Below are 25,445 nucleotides of genomic sequence, written 5' to 3'. Positions count from 1 at the left end.
TCCTTTTTGATGGGCCTATTTGACGAGGATCAGCGAGAGCGACGGGTAGAGCGAGAGCAGCACCAGGAGGACGCAGGCGATGACGAAGAAGGGCAGCGTCACCATGAACATCTTGCCGGGCTTGGCGCCGGTGACGGCGGCTGCGACGAAGAAGCAAAGGCCGACAGGCGGCGACAGCAGGCCGAGCACGAGATTGATCACCACCACGACGCCGAAATGCCGGGGGTCGATGTGATAGACGTCGGTCGCGACCGGCAGCAGGATCGGCACCGTCATGATCAGGCCGGGAATGCCGTCGATCACCGTCCCGATCACCAGCAGGATGACGTTGCAGATCAGCATGAAGCTGACCGGGTCCTTGGCGGCCGTCTGGATCCACGCGGCAGTCTCCTGCGGCACCTTGCCGAAGATCAGGACCCAGGAGAACACCGCCGCGGCCGCCACCAGGAACAGCACGATCGCCGAATAGATGGCGCTGCGCAGCATCATCTGCGGCAGCTGGGAGAACTCGAACTCCTTGGTCCAGAATTTTCCGACCAGTGCTGCTGCGACGGCCCCGACGGCGGCGGATTCGGTCGCGTTGGCGAGACCGCCGAGAATGGTGCCGACGATGACGATCGGGATCAGCAGTGTCGGAGACGTCCGCAGGATCGTCATGATGCGCTGACGCGGCGTCTGATAATCCGCGCGGGGATAGTTGTAGACGTAGCCCATCAGCGCGATGACGAGGCAGAACATCACCGTGAGGATGACGCCCGGCACGATCCCGGCGATCAGCATGTCGCTAACCGAGACCTGCGCCAGCACGCTGTAGACCACGAACATCACCGAGGGCGGGATGATCGGCCCGAGCATGCCGCCATAGGCGGTCAGTCCCGCGGCGAAGGTCTTGTCGTAGCCCTTCTTCTCCATCTCCGGCACCATGATCTGGGCCATGATCGCGACCTGCGCGGTCGCAGAGCCCAGGATCGAGGAGATGAACATATTGGCGAGGATGTTGACGTAGGCGAGCCCGCCCTTAAACGAGCCGACGAATGCCATCGCCATGTCGACGATGCGCCTTGTGATGCCGCCGCCGTTCATGATCTCGCCGATCAGGATAAAGAGCGGAATGGCGATCAGGCCGTAGCTGTCGACGCCGCCGAACAGCTGGAGTGGGTAAGACTGGAACAGCACCGGGTTGCCGGATGCGGCGATGTAGACGAGGCCGGCGAGGCACAGGCAGAGGCCGATCGGCACGCCGACCAGCATGAACGCCATGAAGGCCGCTGACGTGATCATCAGTTGACCCCGTCCAGCTCGGAGAGCTGAAAGCCCTTCGGTGTGACGCGCGGGACCAGCCCGAGATCTTCCAGCAAATTGGCGAGGCCGTGAATGGTCATCGACGCCGCGAAGATCGGCAGCGTCAGATAGAGTATCCAGGTCGGCCAGTTCAGCGTCTGGGTGTGCTCGGTGTATAGGAAGTTGAAGGTTTCGGCCGCGAGCTTACGCCCGTCGAAGCCGGCGCGGGCGAGACCTACCGGGTCCATCCAGAGCACGCAGGTGACGATCAAGGCGGCGCCAAACACGACGACGAGGCCGGTCGAGATCACCTTGGCGAGCTTCTGGTGCTGCGGCGAAAGCCGCTCCGTCAGCATGGTCACCGCGAAATCGAGCCGCAGCCGCGTCATAACGGAGGCGCCGATGAAGGTCAGCCAGACCACGCAATAGACCGCGGATTCGTCGATCCAGTAGATCGGGAAATGCGAGTAGCGGGTGACGACGTTCACCAGGATCAATCCGGTGAGCAGGTACATCAGGCCCATCAGCGCGAGGCGCTCGACCGCGAGCAGGGCGCTGGACGCGCGGACAAAGAAGCGTCGAACGCTGAATGCGCGTGTGGCCGGCATCGTCTGCTCGATCATGGAGGCCCCAACCCCGAGATTTGTCGTGCTATCGCCAGGTGTATAATTTATACATTTGGGGTGTCAAACGGAGATTGCGGTCATTTCGGCGGCAGTCCGCGCTCTTGCTGGGCACCGGCTTTTGCTGGGCCCTTCAACATGCAAGAGAGGGACCGCTTCGGCCGGATGAGTCGCGAAGGAAGACAGAAGGTGAGATGAAACAGCCTCTGAAGCATCGCACGCTCTCGGCTGCGATCGTCGACCAGCTCAGGCAGGCGATCCTCGACGGCACATATCCGGCGGGATCGCAGCTGCGGCAGGATGCGCTTGGCGATGCCTATGGCGTCAGCCGTATTCCCGTTCGCGAGGCGCTATTCCAGCTAGAAGCCGAGGGGCTGGTGCGCATCGTGCCGCAAAAGGGCGCCATCGTCTCCGAGCTGTCACTGGATGAGATCAACGATGTGTTCGACCTGCGCCGGATCCTGGAGCCGCGCCTTCTGGCGCAGTCCGCGCCGCGTTTCACCGCTGATGATTTCGACGGGCTTGCCGACATCCACCGGAGCTTCGAGAAGGCGATCAAGGCGAGGAACGTCAGCGAATGGGGGCAACTCAACGCCGACTTCCACATGGCGCTCTACGTTCATGCCCCGCAGCCGCGCACGCGCGCGATCGTGCTATCACTGCTCCAGACCAGTGATCGCTACACGCGTCTCCAGCTCTCCAACACCAAGGCGATGGGGATCGCCGAGAAGGAGCACGCCGAGTTGATCGCGCTGTGCCGTGCGCAGAAGATCGAGGAGGCCTGCCGCTTCCTGGAGCGGCACATCGAGGCCGTGCGCAAGGATCTGTTGCAGGTGGTGGCGATCGCGCCGAAGCAACGCCGGAAGGAGAATTCGTAGGGTGGGCAAAGGCGCATTTGCGCCGTGCCCACCATCTGTCCGCAGTCGCATTCACGAGTGGTGGGCACGCTTCCGCCTTCGCTCTTCGAGCTACGGCGGACAAGCCGCTTTGCCCACCCTACGGCAATTGCGATTGTCTCTACCTGCTCCCGTCCGGCCCCATCACTAGATCAGGCAGCCAGGTCGATATCTCCGGCACGAAGCAGAGCAGCAGCACCGCGGCCATCATCAAGAGCACGAAGGGCAGCGTGCCCCAAATCACCTCGCTCAGGGAAATGTCGGGCGCGACGTTGCGGATGACGAAGATGTTGAGGCCCACCGGTGGATGGATCAGCCCCATCTCCATCACGATGGTCATGACCACACCGAACCAGATGATGTCGAAATTGGCGGCGCGGAGCGGCGGCAGAATGATCGGCGCCGTCATCAGGATGATCGAGACCGGCGGCAGGAAGAAACCGAGCACCACGACCATGACGAGGATCGCGAACAGCAGCTCCCAGCGCGGCAGGTGCATCGCGACGATGGATTCGGCGACCGATTGCGAGATGTGCAGATAGCTCATCACGTAGGAATAGAGCAGCGACATGCCGATGATCATCATCAGCATGGTCGATTCCCGGATCGTCGACCGCATGATCGGAGCAAGATCGCTCGGCCGCCACACGCTGTAGATCGCCGCGATCAGCGCCAGCGCCAGGAGGCCGCCGAGGCCGGCGGTTTCCGACGGCGTGGCGTAGCCGCCATAGAGCGCGATCATGACGCCGGTGAGCAGCAGCACGAAGGGAATGACGCGCGGCAGCACGCTGAAGCGTTCAGCGAGCGTATACTCGTCGCGCGTGAGGATCGCGGCCTGCGGTCCGCCGTTCTTGTAGATCGCTTCGGCCGCCTTGTATTCCCGGCGGAAGCGGATCACGGCATAGGCGCCGAACAGGGTGACCAGCAAGAGGCCGGGCCCAATGCCGGCGAGGAATAGCCGCCCCAGTGACTTTTCGGCGGCGACCGCGAACAGGATCATGGTGATCGAGGGCGGCAGCAGGATGCCAAGCGTGCCGCCGGCAGCGATGATGCCGGCAGCAAAGCCGCCGGAATAGCCGCGCTTGCGCATCTCGGGGATGCCGGCCGAGCCGATTGCCGAGCAGGTCGCAGGCGAAGAGCCCGCCATCGCCGCAAACAGTGCGCAGGCGAACACGTTGGCGACACCGAGCCCGCCGGGCACGCGATGCAGCCAGGCATGCAGCGCCGAATAGAGATCCTGGCCGGCGCGCGACTTGCCGATCGCGGCACCCTTGAGGATGAAGAGCGGGATCGACAAGAGCGTGATGGAAGCCATTTCCTCGTAGACGTTCTGCGTCACCGTATCGAGCGAAGCGGCGGGCATGTAGATGCCCATGAACACGACTGCGACCGCGCCAAGCGCGAACGCAATCGGCATGCCCGAAAACATCACGAGCAGCGTCGCGATGCCGTAGGCGAGGCCGATACCGAAAACGCTCATGGACGCTTGGCTCCTGCGAAAGGCAGCGCAAGCTGCACGATGATCTGGACGCAAAGCAGGCTCATGCCGAGCGCCATCAGCGAATAGGGGATGGCGAGCGGCGGCGACCACATCGAGTTCGAGACCTGACCGTCGACATAGGCTTCATGGGCCAGCGTCCAGGACTTCCAGGTGAAGAAGGCGCAGAACAGGAACGTTGCGGCGTCAACCAGCCAGAGGCGGACCTTGTTCGCGAACGGCGAGAGCAGGCCGACGAAGGCCTCGATGCCGATGTGGCCGCGGTTCTGCTGCACGTAGGCCGCCGTCATGAAGGTCGCGCCGACCAGCAGGAACACCGCGGCCTCGTCCTGCCAGTAATTGGCGGCCTTGAACAGAGCGCGGCTCAGCACGCTGTAGCTCAGGATCGTACACGCCGCGACCAACGCGATCGCGGCGAACACGATGATGATGCTGTTGAGGACGGCGAGACCGCGATCGATCGCCGCCGCAAGGCCCGTCCTTGCGGCAGCGTGCGCCTGGTCATCACGATCCGGAAGCGGACCGTGGCTCATGCCGCGACGTCGGTGGCGAGCTTGAGCAGGTTCGCAGCGGTCGCTGTCTTGGCGCTGTAGTCCTTCCAGGCGGTGTCACGGGCGATATCGCGCCACTTGCCGACGGTCGCCGCATCGAGCACCGAGACCTTGGCGCCAGCCTTCTCATAGACCTTGGCGACCTCGATGTCGTCGTCCTGCGCGCCCTTGCGACCGAAGGCCTCGAGCTCTGTGCCGACCGCGAGCAGGATGTCCTGATGGTTCTTCGGCAGCTTGTCGAAGATCGCCTTCGACATCATCAGCGGCTCGAGCATGAACCAGTAGGAGGCACCCGCGCCTGAGGTCAGCGACTTCGCGACCTCTTCGAGACGGAACGAGATCAAGCTGGTCGAGGACGTGATGCCGGCATCGCAGGCGCCGGTCTGCATCGCCGCGTAGATTTCGTTCGATGGCACCGACAGCACCGAGGCGCCTGCGGTCTGGAGCACCATGTCCATCTCGCGCGAGCCGCCGCGCACTTTCATGCCCTTGGCGTCTTCCGGCGCGACGATCGGCTTGGAGCGGCTGGCGACGCCGCCGGCCTGCCAGACCCAGGTGAGCAGGATGATGCCCTTGTCGGCGAGGAAGTCGGTCAGCGCCTTGCCGACCGGCTCCTTCTTCCAGCGCAGTCCCTGGTCGTAGGTGGTCACGAGGCCCGGCATCAGACCAATATTGGTCTCCGGCAGCTCGCCGCCGGCATAGGGCATCGGATAGAGGCTGATGTCGAGCGCGCCCTTGCGCATCGCGGAGAACTGCGCGTTGGTCTTGATCAGCGAGGAGTTCGGATAGATTTCAGAGGCGATGTCGCCATTGCTGCGCTTGGCGACTTCGGCGGCGAACATTCGGCAGAGCCGGTCGCGGAAATCGCCCTTGTCGATGGTGCCACCCGGGAACTGGTGCGATATCTTCAGCGTGGTGGCGGCCTGCGCCGTACCGGTGCCAAAACGAAGAATGGCGGGTGCGGCGACGGCAGTCGCGATCAGATGGCGGCGCGTAAGCATGGTGTGATCCCCTTGGACGTTCTTGTTTGGTGATTTGGGTCGGGTCTGGTCTTTGAGACCGGCGCGTAGGCCCATCCTAGCCGGTCTTTCACCCGATGATCTCTCATCTGATAGTTCGAGACCGAATGTCGCGGCAAGTGCCGGTCGTGCTGCGCTGCACACTTCCGATCCGCGCGGGACGACGCCAGCCAAAGGATGGCACGGGACCGCAGAAATTTATCGGCGAGCGCGTAACAACGCTGCGTGGCAATCCGTCGAGACAGGATAGCGGCATCCGTCGCTGACAAACACCATCTCGAAGGGAAGACTGCTCATGACCATTCGCACCCGCATCGTGCTCGGCGTTTCGGCTGCCGCTCTGTCGCTTGGTCTCGCACTGTCGCCGGCCGCCTTTGCTCAGGACGAGATGGGCAAGGACGACGGCATGATGAAGAAGGACACGATGTCCAAAGACGGCATGAAGAAGGATACGATGTCCAAGGATGACGGCATGAAGAAGGATCACATGTCGAAGGACGGAATGAAGAAAGACGACGGGATGATGAAGAAGAATTGATCCCCGTCCTCGTCGCGCAACGCTAGCCTGAGACGAGCCGCGCGATTTCGAATTCCGGGTGCGGCCCCCACGGACCGCCCCGGAGTGGTTCAATTTCAATTGAACGTTACTTTTGAGCGTTACTTGCGCTTGGCCTTGCGGGCCGCGTAGCGGGCATCGCGCTTGGCCTTCTGCTCGGCTTCCAGGGCTGCCTGCCTTTCGGCGGCTTCCTGGGCCTCGCGTGCAATTCGCGCGGCCTCGGCGGCCTTGGCTTCTTCCTCGAGGCGCTTCTGCTCGGCCTTTTCGGCTTCGCGCGCAGCCTTTGCCTCGGCACGCTTGGCCGCGAGGGCCTCGCGCTCGGCGCGGCGTGCCGCAACGGCCGGATCATCGGGACCCGGCTGCGACTTGAACTTGTTCAAAAGATTTTTGCGGGCGTCCTGTGCCGCCTTTTGCCGGTCTGCGAAGCCGGGTTCCCTGAATCCACTCATTACGAGCCTTGTCTTCCTCGCTTTCAATCCTACATCAGTGCCTGTTGGTACGTCGGCTGGGCATAGCAGGCGCCACGCGACGCAGAAGCGTGTACATCGGCGCGCGTCGCGAAGCCACCCATAATCGCAGCCGACCAGGTCAACGAAAAATCGCCAGCCCCGACGATCTCGTAGCCCGGAAAAACTGCCGAATTGTGATGTCCCTCATAAGGGAGCATGCGGCGCGGCGCCTAGCGTCCGCCCCAACGAGACGGAGCACGGGCATGACGATCTTCCGACCGAGCCTGAAGGCGCTCGCAGCGGCCTTCGTGGTGGCAGCGCTGGCCGGCGCCGCGTTGCTGCTAGCCCGTCCGCAGCCGATCGAGAGCGCCGTTCTCGGTGCGGATTGGGAATGCACCCAAACAGCGTTCGTGCTCACAACCTGTGCACCACGGGTCCAGGAGGCAATTCCGGCCGTCGAGACCTCGCGCAAGGATGCGATCCGGCAGACCCGGGGCTGAGCGTGAGAGGCTGACCGGGATGTGACGGGCTGCCGCAGAGGTGATAAAGCCAGTCCGGTTGCGCAATCAGGTAGCCATGCCCAAGCCTGAACCGGGCCAGAAGCCCAAATCCCCTAGAAGACCTCCACCCCCTGACAGCCGCCGCGGCGCGATTGCCGGCTTGATCATCGCGCTTCTGATCCTCGGCGTCGGCTGGTGGCTTGCCCGCGACCTCACCTCGGCAAGCAAGATGCAGGACTGCCTGATGTCGGGGCGGACCAATTGCAATGTGATCGAGCCGGCGCGCTAGGAGCGGTCCAGCGCGACCCTCTGCTGCCCTTTGGGGTCGAAAAATTGGCCTGATCTTAATCATTTGTAACGGGACTTAGCCGATCAAGCAGGTCAGTTATGTCGGCCGGCATCAGCCCAGCGTGAGGCGAATCGTCTATCGCGCCAGGGACCACGGCAATCGAGAGTAGGGGGTCAAGCACGCATGAGTGCGTCCAGCCGCATGAAGATCATCATTCCCTTGGTTTCGGCCATGTCGTTGCTCGCGCTGTCGGCGCAGGCGCAGGAGGCCAGACCGCCGAAGGAGGCCGGCCAACTGCCGGCAAGGCCGAGCGCAGGCGCGCCGTCCCAGACCAATCAGAACATGCGCAATGGTCCTCCGCCGCAGCAGGCGGCCCGGCCCGCGCTGCAGCCCCATGCCGGTCCCGGTCCGCGCAACGCCGGCGGTCCGCCGCCGGGACGTTATGCGCGCGGTCCCGCTCCGGCGCGCGATTGGGGCGGACACGCCTATCGCGGCAATCTCGCCTGGGACGGCGGGCGCTGGCGTCACGAAGTCCGCAACGGTCGATCCGGCTGGTGGTGGGACGTTGGCGGCGTCTGGTATTATTATCCGCAGCGGATGGCGGGCCCGCCGGCCTACATTTCAGAGGACTACATCGACGATGAGCCGGTGGCCTATGCCCCACCTCCGGTCGCCTATGCGCCGCCACCTCCGCCTCCGCAGCCGGCCGATCCCGGCGCAAGCGCACTGGGCGGCGCCATCGTCGGTGGCGTGCTAGGTGGCCTGCTCTCGGGCAACGCAACGGGAGCTGCCGCAGGCGCGGTTCTCGGCGGGGCGACCGGAGCAATTGCCGGCGCTACAGCCGCATCTCAGCCCGGTTATTACTGGGCGCAGGACACTTGCTATTACCGCTATCCGAACGGCCAGTATGTGCAGGCCGATCCCCGCGCGTGCTATTGAGCTTTCCAAGCTGGATCTGAAGCAGCAGAGGCGGGCCGAGGCCCGCCTCTTTTTTTACGCGCCGGCGATGGCTTCAAATTAGCGCTGGTACTCGTTCCCGCCTCGCGCAAGTCTCAAAAGAAAAAACGTCGGGATGATTCGCGGGGGATGTGGGACATGCTGGATGCCATCCAGATCAGCGTGGCGTTGTGGGCCATCATCGTTTGCGGCGGGATCAAACTCTCGCAGATGCTGCCCCATTTGTTCTAGCGCACGGCCCCTGTCGCTCGCTCGCGGCAGGCTCGGCGCCTTGCGCGTCAAGACACCAGCCAGTTGAAGAACGCCATCGCGGCCCAGACCAGGCCGCCGATCCAGGCCAGCATCACGATCGTGATGGTGCCGAGATAGGCGATGCCGAGCAGGTCGGACCTTTGTCGTTGCGTCGGGACGACCACTTCGGCTGCTGCTTTGTGTGTCATGACCTGAACACCACCGTGGAGCGTTGGAGCGCTGTTTAGCGGAGATACGGGGTGCAGGCTGTGACGCAGTTCACAGACCCTCAAACGAGCCTTGGATGCCGAGGAAGTACCCCGCAATCATACGGGCGAAATTGCCATGCGCTTGTCCAGATCGGCCGGTTATAGGGTCAGCCTCATGTGCAGCAAGTACGATCCACAGCACGAGGCCGAGGCCGCGATGAGGCGGGCCGCAGCGTCCGAAGGCGCCGATCGGCAACGCCTGATCCAGCTGGCCCTGGCCTGGCACCAGCTCGCCCGCGATCGGCGTGAGGAGCGGACGGACTAGCCGCATTGCGGCCGGCAGCCTCATTCGCGACGAGAAAAACCCCGTGCTCGGGGGACAAGCACGGGGTCCTTCAAAGCCGACCGGGGCTGGTAGGTCGGCACCACCTTATTTCGCCACATCCAACGTGCCGGTGGTGGTCTCGTTCCACGACGCCAGCATTTTTCACAAGGATTTAGCCCGCTTCATCCTGAACAGGATCGACCGCATGATGCTGCGCGGGCGGCAGCGCCAACTGCTGCCGTCAAACGCCGCGATCGATGCCTCCCGGCTGCGGCCTGTGCTCGTGACGCTCGATGCATGTTTGATAGGCGGCCGGACGATGCGTCTGGTCGCTTCCACGCGCCCAGGCCCGAACGGCGAAGGCCAGTTGATGGTGACCGACTGCGGCGTCCGTAAGAGAAGCTTGTACCACTTCAAGGCGCTTTGCGATGCCGCCCGGGCTCACATCCACGGCAGCGTCAATCGCCAAAAACGCCATGGCGGTGGCGGCAACCCCGGATGTGATGGCCATTCTTGTCCAATCGGATGGCGGCATCACAATATCCTTCGACAGCTCTTTTGCATGCCGGATAGGTAGGGCTCTTCGGGCCGCCGCACAGGTCTGCGCACGCTTTCTTGAAGTGTGCGAAGATTAGAAGGCCCCTCGAATCGGCGAGGCTCGAAGCGGCTCTGTGAACTAAGAAAAAGCCCCCGAAGGGGCTTATTTTCTTATGCCGCTTCCGTCTTCGGCACGGCGTCGGCATTCACCGACAGTTTGACGACGTCGCCCTCGACGGCGCCGACATATTTCATGTCAATATAGTGATGATGGTCCTTGTGACCCTCGGGGCTGTCCTTCCGGGTCAGCTTGATGCGGTTGCCCTCGACGCGGTCGACGGTGCCGACATGGGCACCGTCCCTGCCAATGATTTTCATGTGCTCTCTGATATTAGCCATGATGACCTCCTTGCACAGTCTTTAACTGCGAAGAGGGGCCTTCGTTGCAGACCGCGCGGGCAGATGCTGGACCCAACGTAGGGCCCGGACGTTGACGTTGCAGATGGCACCTGTCCAAGATCCGCATGGAGACGCTTGCAGCCTATCTGGAACGAAAGCATCAGGAACTCAGGCTGTTGAATGATTGTCTGAGGAACCGGCTCGATTTGGCACGTCCGCGATCCGTCGACGAGGTCGTCAGGTCCAAATTCCAGATCACTGCGGCGCTGAGGGCGGAGCATGAGTTGCATGAGTGGAAGGCGACGGAGACGGCCTGGTCGCATACGGCCGATCCTGCCAGCGGACCGTTCGAGTTCAGTTACGACTACCAGCGCGCCGATCTCAGGGTACGCGGTCCTTCGTTCTATGAGCTCGAGTGCGGCTGCACGAGCACGGCGATCTACACCGCGTCAGGCATGGCAGCGCTCTCCGCCGTGCTCCTTGCCACCGCGCAGATCGTCGACAAGGCTGACATTATCGTGCTCCCAGGCTCCTACGGCGAGACGCTGGAGCTGATCCGGAGCTTTATCTCTCATCTGCAGCTCGTAGACTTGAAGCTTCCGCTAGGCGATGGGTTTGCCAGAGCGAATTCTCCGCGCATGCTTCTGCTGGATTCCTGCTCCTTTGCCGGCGCTTTCGAGGCCGCGCTGCGTAGTGATGGCTCGGGGCTCGATCTCCTGGTTTTCGACACGACCTGTTTCGCCGGCAGATCGGGTCGCATCAGGCGAGTCCTGCGGTGGGCCCGGCGATACGGAATTCCGCTGGTGCTGGTGCGAAGCCACAACAAGCTCGATTCGCTCGGAGCGGAATATGGCCGGCTCGGCTCGGCGGTTTTCGTGCACGGCAGTGAGCACGAGCAGCGGGCGGGGCGCCTTGACTGCAAAGGGCTCGCCGCCGAAACGCGTAACGCGGTGCGGCTGCTCGGCGGCGCGGCGTTGCCGGCACACTTCCCGCCCTTTGCGGGCAGTGTGACCTATTGGGCTCTGACGAAAAGGCGCGTTGCAGCGATCTTGCGCAACGGACGAAGCACGGCACGATATTTTGCCGCAAAGCTCCCGGCGCTCTCGGCCGAGCTCCATTTCACCCACGGCCTCTACGTGACGCTTCGAGGCAGGCGCCGGCTCGACGAGGCGAGGGCGCGACAGGCCGCCGAAGACATGAGCAACGAACTGCACGGAGAGGGCTTTCCCATCCGTCACGCCGGCAGCTTCGGTTTCGACTTCGCCGCGACCGAGTGGTTTCACGATGCGACCACGGACCAGTATAGCGTCCGGGTGGCGGTCCCGGATTTGCCGACAGAGCTGTGGAATAATCTGGCCGCGGCCATCGCCCGGTGGTGGACGATGCATCAGGCTGAGGTTGGAAGATGAACGCAGCTGGCGATCCCGGCAGAACGGGCATAACAGCCAAAATCAATTAGATGTCGAGGCTCACCTGCCTAACCGCGACGACGGGTAGGGAAGGGGCTTTATCGGGATTGGCTCACCGACCAGCCGCACCCCGCTGACCATTGCCGATCCGGTGGCCCTAGGCTTCTTCCCCTCCCGAACATGAGAGTCGAGATAGCAGAAAGTGCAGCAACGCTTACATGAATAACAATTCGAGCCGAGACCCACGTATCGGGGACGAGGATACCGGGCGGCTCACCAGCGACCTTCTGACGCCGGGGACGGGCACCGAGGACTGCGCGTCGCGATGGTGCTGGCGAAGAAACTGCACAGCAAGCCGGGCGATCAGCACTTCACGGCCTGGCTATTCCAAAGAACGATCGCCGCCGATCTCGAGGTCACTGATCGCGCCGTTCGCACCGCCATCGCCGCTCTTGTGGTTGGCGGCCATCTCGAAGTCACCCAGCGCGGCCATCATCAGTCAGCGGTCTATCGACCAGTCTTAAAGCCCGATCAGTCCGGAATGGATTTTCCGGTCTCAGGCCGTCAGGCCGGAAGTTTGACGACAGTCAGACCGGAACGAAACTTCCTACAGAAGAGGATGATGAAGAGGATGATTCAGTTGAAGAGGATAAGAGGGGCACAAAACCCAGAGGGAAGGTGACGCGACCGAAGAATGGGCGGCGTCGACCACAGACTCCATGGCCGGAAGGATTCCAGCTCACCGACGATCTCGCCAATCACGCCGCTCAGAAAGTTGGTTGGAGCCATCGGCACGCGCTCGCCGAGTTCGAGCGGTTCGAGAGCTACCATCGCTCCAAGGGCAGCGTGTTCGCTGATTGGCAGGCCGCATGGCGGACCTGGGTGCACAACGGCATCCGCTACGCTCGCGAGCGGTCCCAGCAACAGGACGGCATCGTCATCGAACAGGACGGCAGCCGAATCGCCCCGCCCATCCAGCCACGCCAACCCTGGCGCAGACGCAGCAATACGGCGATGGCATTCGAGGGAGGCGACGAATGACCAGGCTCGTCAACCCCATGAGCGCCAACGCGCCTGCTGCGCCGCGCCGTCCTGACGTTGCGACCGCGATGCACAGCGCGCTCGCGCCGTACAAGATCCTCGACCAGTTCTCGCAAGCCCGCGGGACCCTCACGACCTTGAAATATACGCTGCTCCGGCGTGAGGGGCGCGAGCTGACGGTGCTCAAACATCTGCCGACCGATCGCAAGCAGCGCTTCGAGCTGCACTGTCTCGCGCACGAAGCACTCGACCAGATGCCGCAGCACACCCAGTTGGTCGCCGCGCACAAGACCATCACCGGGCTCGTCATGACCAAGCCGAACACCAGAGAGCTGTCCTGGTTCATCGGAGCGATGCTCGACGGTCTCAGCATCCGGGCCGGCGACGACACAGACGGCTCTGCGGTTTCTCCAACGCGACAATATCGGTGATTTCCTTGGCTGCGTCGTCCGGCAATCCAGCCTTTGCAAGCTCACTCACCATCGAGACGGTGTCGCCGGCCGTGATTGCAAGGGTCACTTGAGCGCCATCTGTTGGACGGACGCGCGTCCGCCCTCACGGTTTTTTTCTAGCGCACCAGCACTGCTATCGCGGCAATAAAACCGAGGACCAGAAGGGTGCCGGCCGCGAGGGCAACCAAATCGACCGAAGGGGTATGGAGGTGAAGGCGCATTGTTGCCTCCTACGCAGTAACGCCATGATTCAATCGGCAATCGCCAAAACAGTTCCTCAAGTCCGGCGGGACGCGGCATCCAGCAATGTCCGAGTTTGCGAAACTTATAATTGATGCGCGATTGAAACGCGCACCGCCGCTCGTTGGTTGGAGGGTAATCGAAACTGTTCTCGGAGATCCCCATGACCGACGAGGATATGCTCGTCCTGGCCGGATTGGCCGGCTTCGCCTGGTGGACATACGTCTTTCTGCCTCTGGTCTATTTCTATTCCTGAGGACGGGTTGTTTGGTGGACGTTGTGCCGCTCTTGGAGCTCTTCAAGCTACGCTCCGAGCGCCTCGCGGCGGCGCGCTGATCGCGCTCTGGGCCCTCCCTAGGTTCCCCATATGGGGACGGCCCAGCTATTTTAACGAAGCGTTACTTTCCAACTGACCCGCTTCTTCTTCGCCGGCTTAGCCTTCGGCTCGGCTGGCACGAAGACGCCGGCGGTCATCCAGTCGTTACCGATCCGGTTGACCTGGCATTTCTTGGCCAAGCGGCTCGCAAAGCTGTTGCGGCTCTGAGTGCTGTCATTCAGGCGCACCATGTGCCGGCCGCCGATATCGGAGAAATCCTTCACCTTACCCATGGCATTCGACTCGCCAGCGCCTCCGAGAGGGTTGCCTTTCGCCTCGAGGCCTTCTTGGGGACGCCGATCGACGGCGGAATGGCGCGCCATGCCCGGGAGCTGGTCAAGGATCTAATCGACTTCCTCGACAGCTTGGAGGCCGATCCGGACCTTGAGCCATCGTGCGGCGTGGCTTATGGCCAGCCGCCCGGCGCCGACGAATGCGAGCCGCCGGAGGATGCCGAGCCGTCCTTGGGCAGTTTCGATCGCATCATAGATCAGGCCCACGCGTGGCGGTCGTCTGGCTATAACGACCTTGAGCAGAACGACTGTGACCGGGAGGACGATGATCCGGAAGAGGCCAAGCAGCAGTCCCCGGAGATGTGCCCATGCGCCTGATGCCGGAAGAGCGCCGCTGAGGATCTGTCCCACTCGTCCTAAAACAAGACGCTGCCGGGCTCGAAATACATGTCCCGGCAGCGTTTCATTCTCAAACTGAGCACTGAAATCCCAGTTGGTTTCGACTGTGCAATGGCCATGCCACAGGTGTGTGACACGTGCCCGCCGGTTCACGCTGGCGGGCCACCCAGGCGTACTGGCCTAGAAGGCGCATCCACGTCGGCGAATGCGCGTTTATTCGAGAACCTCATATTCGAACGCTACGTCCTCGGGGTGGTCCGCCGCTCTCGGCTACCAGGATCAGCGCTTCCACGGCTGCTTGCCATTCCGGCGCGTCGTGCTCGGCCTTCGGAAGCCCTGCGATGTACTCACCGGCGTCGCGCAACGTCACCAGCTTGCGGCCGCCCACCTTAATCGGATCCTCGAAAGGCCGCCCCCAGCCTTGTGCAACCATGTCTATCCCCCAGCCCGGCAGGCTGGAGGGTAAGCGTGGCCGAGCGCAAGATAAGGGAAGTCGGCTCTTCGCGCGCACTTCTGGGAGCTGTATGCTGCAGCTTTGACAGTGTGCCGTCGTGGCGCCGACGTTCCCGCCTTATCTCCGAGGCCTACGACCGCACGGTTGTGGAGGAGAGCAAAATGCGCGTGTTGTCGGTGGCGTTCTTCGCGTTGGCCTCGCTGGCCCAAGCTCACGCACAAGAGAAGATCAAGACGCCTGAGTCGGCGTGCAGCTACACGACAAGCCGCGGGGATACGTACACAGTGCCCGGCGGTAAGGCTCTTTGCTGGCGCGTGCCAGCGCCTTCTTATAAGGAATACACGCTGCTCCACTGTGACGGGCCGATGTTCCGGGAGCTTGTCCGGGTGAAGCGAAGCGATCCTCGCTGCGACAAATACGAAGAGCGGCAATAGGTCTCGGCTAGACCAGGACGCCGCACAGCCCCGTCTCGCGCATCTGGCCGAAGCTGATCTTGAGCGGCCGGCCGTCTGCGAGCGTAGGCGTGTGACGTTTGATCGGGCGAGGCATGCCGCCATCAAAGCGGCATCGTAAGTACCTCGCAAATTATCGATTCCTAGCGGCTCGGAATGCGCGCGAGCTACGGCCTGTCGTGGGTGTGGACAACGGCTATGCGCGTGGCTTGTTGTCGATGCACAACGTGACCGCCAGCGTAACGGCCAGCAAGATCCAGCCGACGATATCGACAGCACTCATTGCTTCCCCCACGTCGTGAACAGAAGGCGAAAGGGCGGTGTTGCGCCCGTGTTGCGTGGAGCAGTTGGGAATGCCGCGTATCGCGTTGAAATTGCCGCAAGCGACAGAGAACGCCGCGCAACACGAAAGGGCTCGCAGAACAGAGCCGATACGCGCGTAAGATTCTGAATTGTCAGGTAAAAGGCTGGCGATCCCGGCAGGACTCGAACCTGCAACCCGCGGAGTAGAAATCCGCTACTCTATCCAGTTGAGCTACGGGACCGTCTTCGGCCGCCCCGGTTCGGGGGCTGGCTGTTCATCTACCATGCCAATATGAAAAATCTGGCGTTTCGCCAAGTCTGAACCGAACCGTTTTCCTCAGAGCCGCGACAAAGCGGAACGGTGGGGTGTCAGGGTGCCGGGTTGAGCGGCAGTGTACTGGACGATGGATCACATCGCCGGGAGCGCTGGCTAGCTTCCGGGACACGGCCACCGGTCGACTGGTCTGGTATTGCTGCGCCATCAGGACGGCGTGCGCGGCGGTATCTTGATCGGTCTCCTCTGGGCTTGCCTTTGTCATGGCGAATGCGACGATTTGCACCTTTGGTTCCATCGCCTTGAGTCCGTCACCATTCCGCGCATTTCATTTACCGCCGCGGCGTTCGTCCGCGATTTCCGGGAGTCCATCATGATCGGTCTGATCCGCGCCGTCACACTCTGCGCCACGCTGGCGCTCGGCCTTAGCGCAGCACAGGCCGCCGACAAGGCGTTCAAGCGGGACGATCTCGCCGATTCCGCGATCAAGCTGGAGGCCCAGATCAAGAGCGAAGCGGGCCCGGTCGCCAAGACCAGCGCGACGCTGCGTACCGATGCCGACGCCGCCTTCCGGCGCAACGACTATCGCACCGGCCTCTCGGTGCTCGGGCAGATCGCGGCGACCACGCCGGAGGATGCCGGCAACTGGCTGCGGCTCGCCAAGGTCATCTTCCAGATCTCGCCGAAGACGTCGAGCGAGCAGACGTTCCTCTGGGAGCGTGCTTCGACCGCGGCCTACATCGCCTATATGCGCGCCGGCAATCCGGGCGAGGAGGCCGACGCGCTCGCCGTGCTCGGCAAGTCAATGGCCGAACGCAACCTGTGGCGGCCGGCGCTGGATGCAATGCGGCTGTCGCTGGACATGCGCGAGGTCGCCGAAGTCCGCGGCCAGTATGAGAAGCTGCGCGACGAGCACGGCTTTCGGCTGCTCGACTATACCGTGGACTCGGATTCGGCGAGCCCGCGTGCCTGCTTCCAGTTCTCGGAAGAGCTTGCCAAGCGCACCGACTTCGCGCCGTTCCTGGCGCTGGCGGGACAGGACAAGCCGGCGCTGTCGGCCGAGGGCAAGCAGCTCTGCGTCGACGGGCTGAAGCACGGCGAGCGCTACAACATCAACCTGCGCGCCGGCCTGCCGTCGGCCGTGAAGGAGGGCCTGCCGAAATCGGCCGAGTTCAACGTCTATGTGCGCGACCGAAAACCCTTCGTGCGCTTCACTAGCCGCGCCTATGTGCTGCCCAGGACTGGCCAGCGCGGCATTCCCGTGGTCAGCGTCAACACGCCCGCGGTCAGCATCAACGTGTTCCGCATCGGCGACCGCAACCTGATCAACACGGTCGTCGACAGCGACTTCCAGAAGACGCTGTCGAAATATCAGCTCTCAGATCTCGGCGACGAGCGCGGCGTCAAGGTCTGGTCCGGCGAGCTTGCGACCGCGATGACGCTGAACCAGGACGTCACCACGGCTTTCCCGGTCGACCAGGCGCTCGGCGAGCTCCAGCCCGGTGTGTACGTCATGACCGCTGCGGCCAAGGGGCCGGGCTCCAACGACGAGTACCAGCTCGCCACGCAATGGTTCATCGTCTCCGACCTCGGCGTGTCGGCCTATTCCGGCAATGACGGCATCCACGTCTTCGTCAACTCGCTGGCCTCGACCGATCCGGTCGGCAAGGCCGAGGTGCGCCTGGTTGCCCGCAACAATGAGATTTTGGCCACCCGCAAGACCGACGACAGCGGCCATGTGCTGTTCGAGGCGGGGCTCGCGCGCGGGGAGGGTGGGCTGTCGCCGGCGCTGCTGACGGTCACGGGCGAGAAGGCCGATTATGCCTTCCTCAGCCTGAAGACCTCCGCCTTTGACTTGTCTGACCGCGGCGTCTCGGGGCGCGCAGTCCCGGCCGGCGCAGATGCCTTCGTCTATGCCGAGCGTGGCGTCTACCGTTCCAGCGAGACCGTCTATCTCACCGCGCTGCTGCGTGACGGGCAGGGCAATGCGGTCACCGGGGGGCCACTGACGCTGGTGATCGAGCGTCCCGACGGCGTCGAATTCCGCCGCGCTGTGCTTTCCGACCAGGGTGCCGGCGGCCGCACCCTCGCCGTGCCTCTCAACTCGGCCGTCCCGACCGGGACCTGGCGGGTGCGCGCCTTTACCGACCCAAAGGGCACATCGGTCGGCGAGACCACCTTCATGGTCGAGGATTACGTCCCTGATCGGATCGAATTCGAACTGTCCGCCAAGGACAAGCTGATCAAAGCTAATGCTCCAGTGGAGCTGAAGGCGGACGGTCATTTCCTCTATGGCGCGCCGGCTTCGGGCCTTCAGCTCGAAGGTGATATGTTGGTCGCCCCCGCGAGCCAGCGCCCGGGCTTTGCCGGCTACCAGTTCGGCGTCGACGACGAGGAGACCACCTCGAACGAGCGCACGCCGCTGGAGAACCTGCCCGAAGCTGACGCCAACGGCGTTGCGACCTTCCCGGTGACGCTGGACAAGCAGCCGGCCTCGACGCGGCCGCAGGAGGCACAGATGTTCGTCCGCATGGTCGAGACCGGCGGCCGTGCCGTCGAACGCAAGCTCGTGCTGCCGATCGCGCCGGCGACCGCCATGATCGGCGTCAAGACGCTGTTCGGCGACAAGAACGTCGCCGAGGGCGACAAGGCCGAGTTCGACGTCGTGTTCGTCTCGCCCGATGGTAAGACACTCGCCCGCGATGGCCTGCGCTACGAGCTCCTGAAGATGGAATCGCGCTACCAGTGGTACCGCCAGAACAATTACTGGGAGTACGAGCCGGTCAAGTCGACCTCGCGCGTTGCCGATGGTGATGTTGTGATCGCCGCCGACAAGCCCTCGCGGATTTCGCTGAACCCCCAGCCCGGCCGCTATCGGCTGGATGTGAAGTCGAACGACGCCGACGGCCCGGTGACCTCGGTGCAGTTCGACGTCGGCTGGTATTCCGACGGCAGCGCCGACACGCCGGACCTGTTGGAGACCTCGATCGACAAGCCGCAATACGCCTCCGGCGACACCATGACGGTGTCCGTCAATGTGCGCAGCGCCGGCAAGCTGACCATCAACGTGCTCGGCGACCGCCTGCTGACGACGCAGACCATCGACGTCAAGGAAGGCACAGCGCAGGTGAAGCTTCCAATCGGCAAGGACTGGGGCACCGGCGCCTATGTGGTGGCGACGCTGCGCCGTCCGCTCGATGCGGCCGCGCAGCGCATGCCGGGCCGGGCGATCGGCCTGAAATGGTTCGGCATCGACAAGCAGACCCGCACACTCCAGGTGAAGCTGACGCCACCGGCGCTGATCCGGCCGAATTCGACCCTGAAGATCCCGGTTAGGCTTGACGGACTCAATCCGGGCGAGGACGCCAAGGTCGTCGTCGCCGCGGTCGATGTCGGCATCCTCAACCTCACCAACTACAAGCCGCCGGCACCGGATGAATACTATCTCGGCCAGCGCCGCCTCAGCGCCGAGATCCGCGATCTCTACGGCCAGCTGATCGACGGCATGTCGGGCACGCGCGGTCAGATCAAGTCCGGCGGCGATGCCGGTGCGGGCGAACTTCAGGGCTCGCCGCCCACGCAGAAGCCGCTGGCCCTGTATTCGGGCATCGTCACCGTTGCTGCTGATGGCACAGCCGAGGTGAGCTTCGACATTCCGGAGTTCGCCGGCACCGCGCGCGTGATGGCGGTGGCGTGGACCGCCACGAAACTCGGTCACGCCAACACCGATGTCGTGATCCGCGATCCCGTGGTGCTGACGACGACCCTGCCGCGCTTCCTGCTCAACGGCGACCGCGGCACGGTCAATCTCGAGATCGACAATGTCGAGGGCCAGGCCGGCGACTACGTTATCAACGTGAAGACAGCCGGCCCGGTGAAGATGACCGGCAACCCCGCGACCACAGTCAAGCTCGCCGCCAAGCAGCGCAACGCGTTCTCGCTGGCCATCGACGCGACGGCGGCGGGGCAGGCCACGCTCGACGTAGATATCAAGGGACCGAACGGCCTTACGCTCGCGCGTCACTATGCGCTCGACGTCAAAGCAGCGACGCAGGTGCTGGCACGGCGTTCGATCCGCACGCTGGCGAAGGGCGAGAGCCTGACGCTGACGCCGGACATGTTCTCCGACCTCGTGCCGGGCACCGGCAGCGTCTCGGTCTCGGCGAGCCTGTCAACCGCGCTCGATGCGGCGACGATCCTGAAAGCGCTCGACCGCTATCCCTATGGCTGCTCGGAGCAGATCACGAGCCGCGCGATGCCGCTGCTCTACGTCAACGATCTCGCCGCCGGCGCGCACCTCGCCATGGACACCGAGGTTGACCAGCGCATCCGCGACGCGATCGAGCGGCTCTTGGCGCGCCAGGGTTCGAACGGCTCGTTCGGACTGTGGTTGGCGGGCGGCGACGATGCCTGGTTGGATGCCTATGTGACGGACTTCCTGACCCGCGCCCGCGAAAAGGGCTTTGCGGTGCCGGATGTGCTGTTCAAGAATGCGCTCGACCGCATCCGCAACTCCGTCGTCAATGCCAACGAGCCGGAGAAGGACGGTGGCCGCGAGCTCGCCTATGGCCTCTACGTGCTCGCACGCAATGGCGCGGCTCCCATCGGCGATCTCCGCTATCTCGCCGATACCAAGCTGAGCAACCTCGCAACCCCAATCGCGAAGTCGCAGCTTGCGGCGGCGCTGGCGCTGGTCGGCGACCGCAACCGCGCGGAACGCGTCTATGGCGCAGCCCTCGACAGTCTCGCGCCGAAACCCGTGCTGGAGTTTGGCCGCACCGACTATGGCTCGCAGCTTCGCGATGCCGCGGCGCTGGTGTCGCTCGCCAGCGAAGGCAACGCGCCGAAGGCAACGCTGACGCAGGCGGTGTCGCGGGTCGAGACCGCGCGCGGGCTCACGCCCTACACCTCCACGCAGGAGAATGCTTGGCTGGTGCTGGCGGCGCGGGCGCTGGCCAAGGAGAACTTGTCCATGGAAGTGGACGGCCAGCCGGTCAAGACCGCGCTCTATCGCAGTTACAAGGCCGCGACGCTGGAGGGCAAGCCGCTGAAGATCACCAACACCGGCGATGCGCCAGTGCAGGCGGTGGTCTCGGTGTCGGGCTCGCCGGTCACGCCGGAGCCGGCGGCGTCGAACGGCTTCAAGATCGAGCGCAATTACTTCACGCTCGACGGCAAGCCCGCCGACATCAGCAAGGTCAAGCAGAACCAGCGCTTTGCGGTGGTGCTGAAGATCACCGAGGCGAAGCCCGAATACGGCCACATCATGGTGTCGGACTATCTGCCGGCGGGTCTCGAGATCGACAACCCGAAGCTGGTCTCCTCCGGCGACAGCGGCACGCTGGACTGGATCGAGGATGGCGAGGAGCCTGAAGACACCGAATTCCGCGACGACCGCTTCACCGCGGCGGTCGACCGGGCCTCGGATTCCAAATCGGTCTTCACCGTCGCCTATGTCGTGCGGGCGGTCTCGCCCGGCAAATACGTGCTGCCGCAGGCCTATGTCGAGGACATGTATAATCCCTCGCGCTACGGCCGCACCGGGACGGGGACCGTCGAGGTGCGGGCGGCGAAGTGAGTGAGAATGGGATGAACGAAGTCAGCAAGGGCGGCGGTAGGGCAGGGCGAGGCGGCGTCATGCGTGCCCTGTCGGCCGTCGCCTTTGCCTTCATCCTCGCTATCGTCGGGTTCGTCGCCTGGGTCTACTCCCTCGGTCCTTTGCCGCTCGACGAGGCGCGGCAGGTCTCCACCACCATCGTCGACCGCAATGGCAAGCTGCTGCGCGCCTATGCCATGGCGGATGGGCGGTGGCGGCTGCCGGTCGATGCCAGGACGAACGTCGATCCGACCTATCTAAAACTGCTGCTCGCCTATGAGGATCAGCGCTTCTACGCCCATGACGGCATCGATCCGCTGGCGCTGGGCCGGGCCGCATTGCAGCTTGCAACGCGCGGCCACATCGTGTCGGGCGGCTCGACCATCAGCATGCAGCTTGCGCGGCTGATGGAGCCGCGACGACAGCGTTCGCTTTATGCCAAGCTGCGGCAGATGGTGCGGGCCATCGAGATCGAGCGAAGCTTGAGCAAGGAGCAGATCCTCGATCTCTATCTCGCGCTCGCCCCTTACGGTGGCAATCTCGAAGGCATCCGGGCCGCGTCGATCGCCTATCTCGGCAAGGAGCCGAAGCGGCTATCGTTGGCGGAGGCCGCGCTGCTGGTGGCTCTGCCGCAATCGCCGGAGACGCGCCGGCTTGATCGCCATCCCGAGGCCGCCCGCATCGCGCGCGACCGCGTGCTCGACCGGATGGTCTCCGAGCATCAGGTCAGCGTGGAGGACGCGAAGCAGGCCAAGGCCGTTGCCATTCCGAAGCTGCGCAAGCCGATGCCGATCCTGGCGCCGCATGCCTCCGACACCGCGCTTTCGATCGTGAAGGACGCGCCGGTCATCAAGCTGACGCTGGATGCGAACTTGCAGAAGGTGCTGGAGCCGCTGGCGCGTGATCGTGCCATCGCGCTCGGGCCCAATATCTCGGTCGGCATCATCGTGGTCGACAATGAGAGCGGCGACGTGCTCGCCCGCGTCGGCTCGGCCGATTATTTCGACGAGAACCGGGCAGGGCAGGTCGACATGACCCGCGCCATCCGCTCGCCGGGCTCGACCCTGAAACCTTTCATCTACGGCCTCGCCTTCGAGGATGGCTTTGTCCATCCGGAGAGCCTGATCGACGACCGGCCGGTCCGCTTCGGCTCCTACGCGCCGGAAAATTTCGACATGACGTTCCAGGGCACGGTACCGGTGAGGAAGGCGCTGCAATTGTCGCTGAACGTGCCCGCCATCGTGCTGCTCGATCGCGTCGGCGCCAGCCGGCTGGCCTCCCGGTTGCGGCAGGCTGGCGGCAATCTCGTGTTGCCCAAGGACGAGGCGCCGGGGCTCGCCATGGGTCTCGGCGGCGTCGGCGTCACGCTCCAGGACCTCGTCCAGCTCTATACGGGTTTCGCCCGGCTCGGCACCACCAAGCCGCTGCGCGAGATCATCGTTGACAGGGATGACCGTGAGCCGTTGCGGCTGCTGGATCAGGTTGCGGCCTGGCAGGTCGGCAACGTGCTCTTGGGCACGCCGCCCCCGGAGAATGCCGCCCATAACCGTATCGCCTTCAAGACCGGCACCTCCTACGGCTATCGCGATGCCTGGTCGGTTGGCTTCGACGGCCGCATGACCATCGGCGTCTGGGTCGGCCGGCCCGACGGTGCGCCGGTTCCCGGCCTGATCGGGCGTGTCGCCGCCGCGCCGATCCTGTTCGACGCCTTCGCCCGGACCGGCAAGACTCTGGTTCCATTGCCGAAGCCGCCGAAGGGAACCCTGGTGGCCAGCAACAGCAAGTTGCCGCTGCCGCTGAAGAGGTTCCGTCCGGTCGGGGAACTGGTGCGCACCGGCGGCGAGCAGGCGCTGCACATTCAGTTTCCGCTCAACGGCTCGCGGATCGACGTCGATCGATCGGGTGGTCGGGAGAGCGCAGCCATGCCAGTCAAAGTCGCCGGCGGCGTTCTACCCATGACCGTCATGGTTAATGGAACCGCGCTCGGCGAGATCGACGGCCGTCGCCAGCGGCTGATCGACCCGCCCGGTCCGGGCTTTGCGCGGCTCACCGTGATCGACGCCACGGGCGCGGCGGACACAGTTGTCATTCGAATTCAATGAGCCCGGCTTAAGCGGTTGTGGCGATGGCGGTTTCAGCGTAAGCGGAACCAATGGCCGAGACCTACCCAACTCCCCGTTTTGGGACCCCCCGCGAGCCGAAATCGCCCGTCAATCCAGGCAGCGGGCTCGTGCGCATGCTCGATATCGTCACGGCCAGCCACGCTCGTGCGGTCGTTTTCCTGGTGCTGTGCGCACTGCTGCTATTCCTGCCGGGCTTCTTCACCATCCCGCCGATCGACCGCGACGAAGCGCGCTTTGCCCAGGCCACGAAGCAGATGGTCGAGAGTGGCGACTATGTCGACATCCGCTTCCAGGAGGATGTCCGCTACAAGAAGCCGGTCGGCATCTACTGGCTGCAATCGGCCGCGGTCGAAACCGCTGCGGCGCTCAAGCTGCCGAAGGCCGAATTGCGCATCTGGGTCTACCGGCTGCCATCGCTGTTGGGAGCGATCGGTGCCGTGCTCATGACCTATTGGGCCGCGCTTGGTTTCGTCACGCGGCGCGCCGCGGTGCTGGCGGCGCTGATGATGTGCGCCTCGGTGCTGCTCGGTGTCGAGGCGCGTCTCGCCAAGACCGATGCGATGCTGCTGCTCTGCGTGGTCGCCGCGATGGGGGCGATGGCGCGGGCCTATCTGTCCTGGCAGCGAGCGGAAGATGAGACCCATCCGCCCTGGAGCTGGCCGGCGATCTTCTGGAGCGCGCTTGCCGTCGGCATCCTGATCAAGGGTCCGCTGATCCTGATGTTTGCCGGCCTGACCATCGTGGCGCTCGCGATCCAGGACCGCGACGCCTCCTGGCTGTGGCGGCTGCGCCCGGTCTGGGGCCTGATGTGGATGCTGGTGCTGGTGCTGCCCTGGTTCGTCGCGATCTTCTGGCGCGCGGGCGATGCCTTCTTCGCCGATTCCGTCGGCGGCGACATGTTGAGCAAGATAGGCGCCCAGGAATCCCATGGCGCGCCTCCAGGGCTTTACCTCGCGCTGTTCTGGATCACCTTCTGGCCCGGCGCGCCGCTCGCGGCTATGGCGGCGCCCGCGGTCTTGCGGGCGCGGCGCGAACCTGGCGCGCAATTCCTGCTGGCCTGGCTGGTCCCGTCGTGGATCGTGTTCGAAGCCGTGCTGACCAAGCTGCCGCACTATGTGCTGCCGTTGTACCCCGCGATCGCGATCCTCACCGCGGGGGCGGTGGAGCGGCGTGTGCTGTCGCGGTCCTGGCTGATGCGCGGCTCGGCCTGGTGGTTCGCGATCCCCGCGGCCGCCTCGATCATCGCGGTGGTCGGCGCGGTGATGCTGACGCGCCAGCCGGCCTTCGTGGCCTGGCCGTTCATCGCGGCATCGCTGATCTTCGGCCTGTTCGCCTGGTGGCTCTACGACAACAATCGCGCCGAGCGCTCGCTGCTGAACGCGCTGGTCGCTGCGCTGATGCTGGCGGTGACGGTCTACGGCATCGTGCTGCCGTCGCTGACCCCGCTGTTTCCGAGCATCGAGATCGCGCGCGCGCTTCGCAACGTCACGTGCGTCGGACCGAAGGCGGCTGCTGCCGGCTATCACGAACCGAGCCTCGTCTTCCTGACGGGCACGCAAACGCTGCTCACCGACGGCTCGGGCGCGGCCGACTTCCTGCGGCAGGGCAGCTGTCGCTTCGCGCTGATCGAGCAACGCTCCGAGCGTAGCTTCGTGCAGCGCGCCGAGGCGATCGGGCTGCGCTACAAGGTCGGTACGCGCATCGAGGGCTATAATTTCTCGCAAGGGCGCGCGATCGCGATCTCGATCTTCCGCTCGGAAGGCACCGAATAGG

At 64.1% G+C, this 25,445-nt stretch carries 26 protein-coding genes and 1 tRNA gene; 16 read left to right on the top strand and 11 right to left on the bottom strand.

Annotated features, from left to right (window positions below):
* Positions 1-15: 15 nt before the first annotated feature.
* Positions 16-1,281, bottom strand: a complete 1,266-nt coding sequence (locus tag ACNJX8_RS22065; RefSeq protein ID WP_128933971.1) for a TRAP transporter large permease — start codon at positions 1,279-1,281, stop codon at positions 16-18.
* Positions 1,281-1,889 (bottom strand): TRAP transporter small permease, encoded by a 609-nt coding sequence (locus ACNJX8_RS22060; RefSeq protein ID WP_439356745.1) that lies wholly within the window; start codon positions 1,887-1,889, stop codon positions 1,281-1,283. The genes ACNJX8_RS22065 and ACNJX8_RS22060 overlap by 1 nt, the downstream gene beginning before the upstream one ends.
* A 209-nt stretch (positions 1,890-2,098) precedes the next feature.
* Here ACNJX8_RS22060 and ACNJX8_RS22055 point away from each other — a divergent pair, with 209 nt between their 5' ends.
* Positions 2,099-2,782: a GntR family transcriptional regulator gene (locus ACNJX8_RS22055; RefSeq protein ID WP_128933970.1), complete on the top strand. Its 684-nt coding sequence runs from the start codon at positions 2,099-2,101 to the stop codon at positions 2,780-2,782.
* A gap of 139 nt (positions 2,783-2,921) precedes the next feature.
* On the opposite strand, the gene ACNJX8_RS22050 is transcribed toward ACNJX8_RS22055, so the two are convergent.
* From ACNJX8_RS22050 to ACNJX8_RS22040, 3 genes are read right to left on the bottom strand one after another with little or no spacing between them, the layout of a single operon-like run.
* The gene (locus tag ACNJX8_RS22050) at positions 2,922-4,280 is read right to left on the bottom strand and encodes a TRAP transporter large permease (RefSeq protein WP_128933969.1); all 1,359 of its coding nucleotides are present in this window, start codon (positions 4,278-4,280) and stop codon (positions 2,922-2,924) included.
* Positions 4,277-4,831: a TRAP transporter small permease gene (locus ACNJX8_RS22045; protein ID WP_439356744.1), complete on the bottom strand. Its 555-nt coding sequence runs from the start codon at positions 4,829-4,831 to the stop codon at positions 4,277-4,279. The genes ACNJX8_RS22050 and ACNJX8_RS22045 overlap by 4 nt, the downstream gene beginning before the upstream one ends.
* Positions 4,828-5,850 (bottom strand): TRAP transporter substrate-binding protein, encoded by a 1,023-nt coding sequence (locus tag ACNJX8_RS22040; protein WP_439356743.1) that lies wholly within the window; start codon positions 5,848-5,850, stop codon positions 4,828-4,830. Before ACNJX8_RS22040 ends, ACNJX8_RS22045 begins: the two co-directional genes overlap by 4 nt.
* Positions 5,851-6,163: 313 nt before the next feature.
* On the opposite strand from ACNJX8_RS22040, the gene ACNJX8_RS22035 reads away from it, so the two are divergent.
* Positions 6,164-6,406, top strand: coding sequence for a pentapeptide MXKDX repeat protein (locus ACNJX8_RS22035; protein ID WP_439356742.1), 243 nt, complete (start codon positions 6,164-6,166; stop codon positions 6,404-6,406).
* A 119-nt stretch (positions 6,407-6,525) separates the two neighbouring features.
* Here ACNJX8_RS22035 and ACNJX8_RS22030 read toward each other — a convergent pair whose 3' ends face one another.
* Positions 6,526-6,873 carry a DUF6481 family protein gene (locus ACNJX8_RS22030; RefSeq protein WP_091894872.1) on the bottom strand — a complete coding sequence of 116 codons (348 nt, stop codon included), beginning with the start codon at positions 6,871-6,873 and terminating at the stop codon, positions 6,526-6,528.
* Between the two features lie 263 nt (positions 6,874-7,136).
* Between ACNJX8_RS22030 and ACNJX8_RS22025 the strand changes: the two genes are divergently transcribed.
* The 3 genes from ACNJX8_RS22025 (at position 7,137) to ACNJX8_RS22015 (ending at position 8,601) form a co-directional block, all read left to right on the top strand.
* A complete protein-coding gene (locus tag ACNJX8_RS22025) occupies positions 7,137-7,373 on the top strand; it encodes a hypothetical protein (RefSeq protein ID WP_164935010.1) in 237 nt (78 codons plus the stop codon).
* A 76-nt stretch (positions 7,374-7,449) separates the two neighbouring features.
* Positions 7,450-7,662: a hypothetical protein gene (locus ACNJX8_RS22020; protein ID WP_128933965.1), complete on the top strand. Its 213-nt coding sequence runs from the start codon at positions 7,450-7,452 to the stop codon at positions 7,660-7,662.
* 183 nt (positions 7,663-7,845) lie between these two features.
* Entirely contained in the window at positions 7,846-8,601 is a 756-nt protein-coding gene (locus tag ACNJX8_RS22015) for a hypothetical protein (RefSeq protein WP_439356741.1), read from the top strand.
* A 296-nt stretch (positions 8,602-8,897) separates the two neighbouring features.
* Here the strand turns inward: ACNJX8_RS22015 and ACNJX8_RS22010 are convergent, their stop codons facing one another.
* Positions 8,898-9,059: a hypothetical protein gene (locus ACNJX8_RS22010; RefSeq protein WP_164935011.1), complete on the bottom strand. Its 162-nt coding sequence runs from the start codon at positions 9,057-9,059 to the stop codon at positions 8,898-8,900.
* 136 nt (positions 9,060-9,195) lie between these two features.
* On the opposite strand from ACNJX8_RS22010, the gene ACNJX8_RS22005 reads away from it, so the two are divergent.
* Both ACNJX8_RS22005 and ACNJX8_RS22000 read left to right on the top strand, forming a co-directional pair.
* Positions 9,196-9,384, top strand: coding sequence for a hypothetical protein (locus ACNJX8_RS22005; protein ID WP_091894863.1), 189 nt, complete (start codon positions 9,196-9,198; stop codon positions 9,382-9,384).
* A gap of 124 nt (positions 9,385-9,508) precedes the next feature.
* The gene (locus ACNJX8_RS22000; protein WP_439356740.1) at positions 9,509-9,961 is read left to right on the top strand and encodes a hypothetical protein; all 453 of its coding nucleotides are present in this window, start codon (positions 9,509-9,511) and stop codon (positions 9,959-9,961) included.
* Positions 9,962-10,092: 131 nt separating this feature from the next.
* Here the strand turns inward: ACNJX8_RS22000 and ACNJX8_RS21995 are convergent, their stop codons facing one another.
* Positions 10,093-10,320, bottom strand: a complete 228-nt coding sequence (locus tag ACNJX8_RS21995; RefSeq protein ID WP_439356739.1) for a DUF2171 domain-containing protein — start codon at positions 10,318-10,320, stop codon at positions 10,093-10,095.
* Positions 10,321-10,445: 125 nt separating this feature from the next.
* Between ACNJX8_RS21995 and ACNJX8_RS21990 the strand changes: the two genes are divergently transcribed.
* The 4 genes from ACNJX8_RS21990 to ACNJX8_RS21975 all read left to right on the top strand — a co-directional run bounded on the left by ACNJX8_RS21990 (position 10,446) and on the right by ACNJX8_RS21975 (position 13,201).
* Positions 10,446-11,729 carry a hypothetical protein gene (locus ACNJX8_RS21990; protein ID WP_439356738.1) on the top strand — a complete coding sequence of 428 codons (1,284 nt, stop codon included), beginning with the start codon at positions 10,446-10,448 and terminating at the stop codon, positions 11,727-11,729.
* A gap of 325 nt (positions 11,730-12,054) precedes the next feature.
* Positions 12,055-12,411 carry a hypothetical protein gene (locus ACNJX8_RS21985; protein WP_439356737.1) on the top strand — a complete coding sequence of 119 codons (357 nt, stop codon included), beginning with the start codon at positions 12,055-12,057 and terminating at the stop codon, positions 12,409-12,411.
* Entirely contained in the window at positions 12,408-12,770 is a 363-nt protein-coding gene (locus ACNJX8_RS21980) for a hypothetical protein (RefSeq protein ID WP_439356736.1), read from the top strand. The genes ACNJX8_RS21985 and ACNJX8_RS21980 overlap by 4 nt, the downstream gene beginning before the upstream one ends.
* On the top strand, positions 12,767-13,201 hold the full coding sequence (locus tag ACNJX8_RS21975; protein ID WP_439356735.1) for a hypothetical protein: 435 nt from the start codon (positions 12,767-12,769) through the stop codon (positions 13,199-13,201). The genes ACNJX8_RS21980 and ACNJX8_RS21975 overlap by 4 nt, the downstream gene beginning before the upstream one ends.
* A gap of 648 nt (positions 13,202-13,849) precedes the next feature.
* Here the strand turns inward: ACNJX8_RS21975 and ACNJX8_RS21970 are convergent.
* Positions 13,850-14,071 (bottom strand): hypothetical protein, encoded by a 222-nt coding sequence (locus ACNJX8_RS21970; protein ID WP_439356734.1) that lies wholly within the window; start codon positions 14,069-14,071, stop codon positions 13,850-13,852.
* A gap of 54 nt (positions 14,072-14,125) precedes the next feature.
* On the opposite strand from ACNJX8_RS21970, the gene ACNJX8_RS21965 reads away from it, so the two are divergent.
* On the top strand, positions 14,126-14,449 hold the full coding sequence (locus tag ACNJX8_RS21965; protein WP_128955989.1) for a hypothetical protein: 324 nt from the start codon (positions 14,126-14,128) through the stop codon (positions 14,447-14,449).
* A gap of 247 nt (positions 14,450-14,696) precedes the next feature.
* Here ACNJX8_RS21965 and ACNJX8_RS21960 read toward each other — a convergent pair whose 3' ends face one another.
* Entirely contained in the window at positions 14,697-14,903 is a 207-nt protein-coding gene (locus ACNJX8_RS21960; RefSeq protein WP_439356733.1) for a hypothetical protein, read from the bottom strand.
* A 35-nt stretch (positions 14,904-14,938) separates the two neighbouring features.
* On the opposite strand from ACNJX8_RS21960, the gene ACNJX8_RS21955 reads away from it, so the two are divergent.
* Positions 14,939-15,358 carry a hypothetical protein gene (locus tag ACNJX8_RS21955; RefSeq protein ID WP_439356732.1) on the top strand — a complete coding sequence of 140 codons (420 nt, stop codon included), beginning with the start codon at positions 14,939-14,941 and terminating at the stop codon, positions 15,356-15,358.
* Positions 15,359-15,844: 486 nt separating this feature from the next.
* Here ACNJX8_RS21955 and ACNJX8_RS21950 read toward each other — a convergent pair.
* Positions 15,845-15,921, bottom strand: a tRNA-Arg gene (locus ACNJX8_RS21950).
* 405 nt (positions 15,922-16,326) lie between these two features.
* Here ACNJX8_RS21950 and ACNJX8_RS21945 point away from each other — a divergent pair.
* Genes ACNJX8_RS21945 through ACNJX8_RS21935 form a run of 3 tightly spaced genes read left to right on the top strand, consistent with a single transcriptional unit; the run spans position 16,327 to position 25,444 of the window.
* A complete protein-coding gene (locus ACNJX8_RS21945; RefSeq protein ID WP_439356731.1) occupies positions 16,327-21,531 on the top strand; it encodes an alpha-2-macroglobulin family protein in 5,205 nt (1,734 codons plus the stop codon).
* An 11-nt stretch (positions 21,532-21,542) separates the two neighbouring features.
* Positions 21,543-23,651, top strand: coding sequence for a penicillin-binding protein 1C (gene pbpC, locus ACNJX8_RS21940; RefSeq protein ID WP_439356730.1), 2,109 nt, complete (start codon positions 21,543-21,545; stop codon positions 23,649-23,651).
* 50 nt (positions 23,652-23,701) lie between these two features.
* Positions 23,702-25,444, top strand: a complete 1,743-nt coding sequence (locus ACNJX8_RS21935) for an ArnT family glycosyltransferase (RefSeq protein WP_439356729.1) — start codon at positions 23,702-23,704, stop codon at positions 25,442-25,444.
* The last annotated feature ends 1 nt before the right edge of the window (position 25,445 follow it).

This window comes from Bradyrhizobium sp. SPXBL-04 (assembly GCF_051853035.1).
Lineage (GTDB): Bacteria > Pseudomonadota > Alphaproteobacteria > Rhizobiales > Xanthobacteraceae > Bradyrhizobium > Bradyrhizobium zhanjiangense.
The sequence above is the reverse complement of the archived record's forward strand: the minus strand, read 5'-3'. Positions and strand labels throughout refer to the sequence as shown.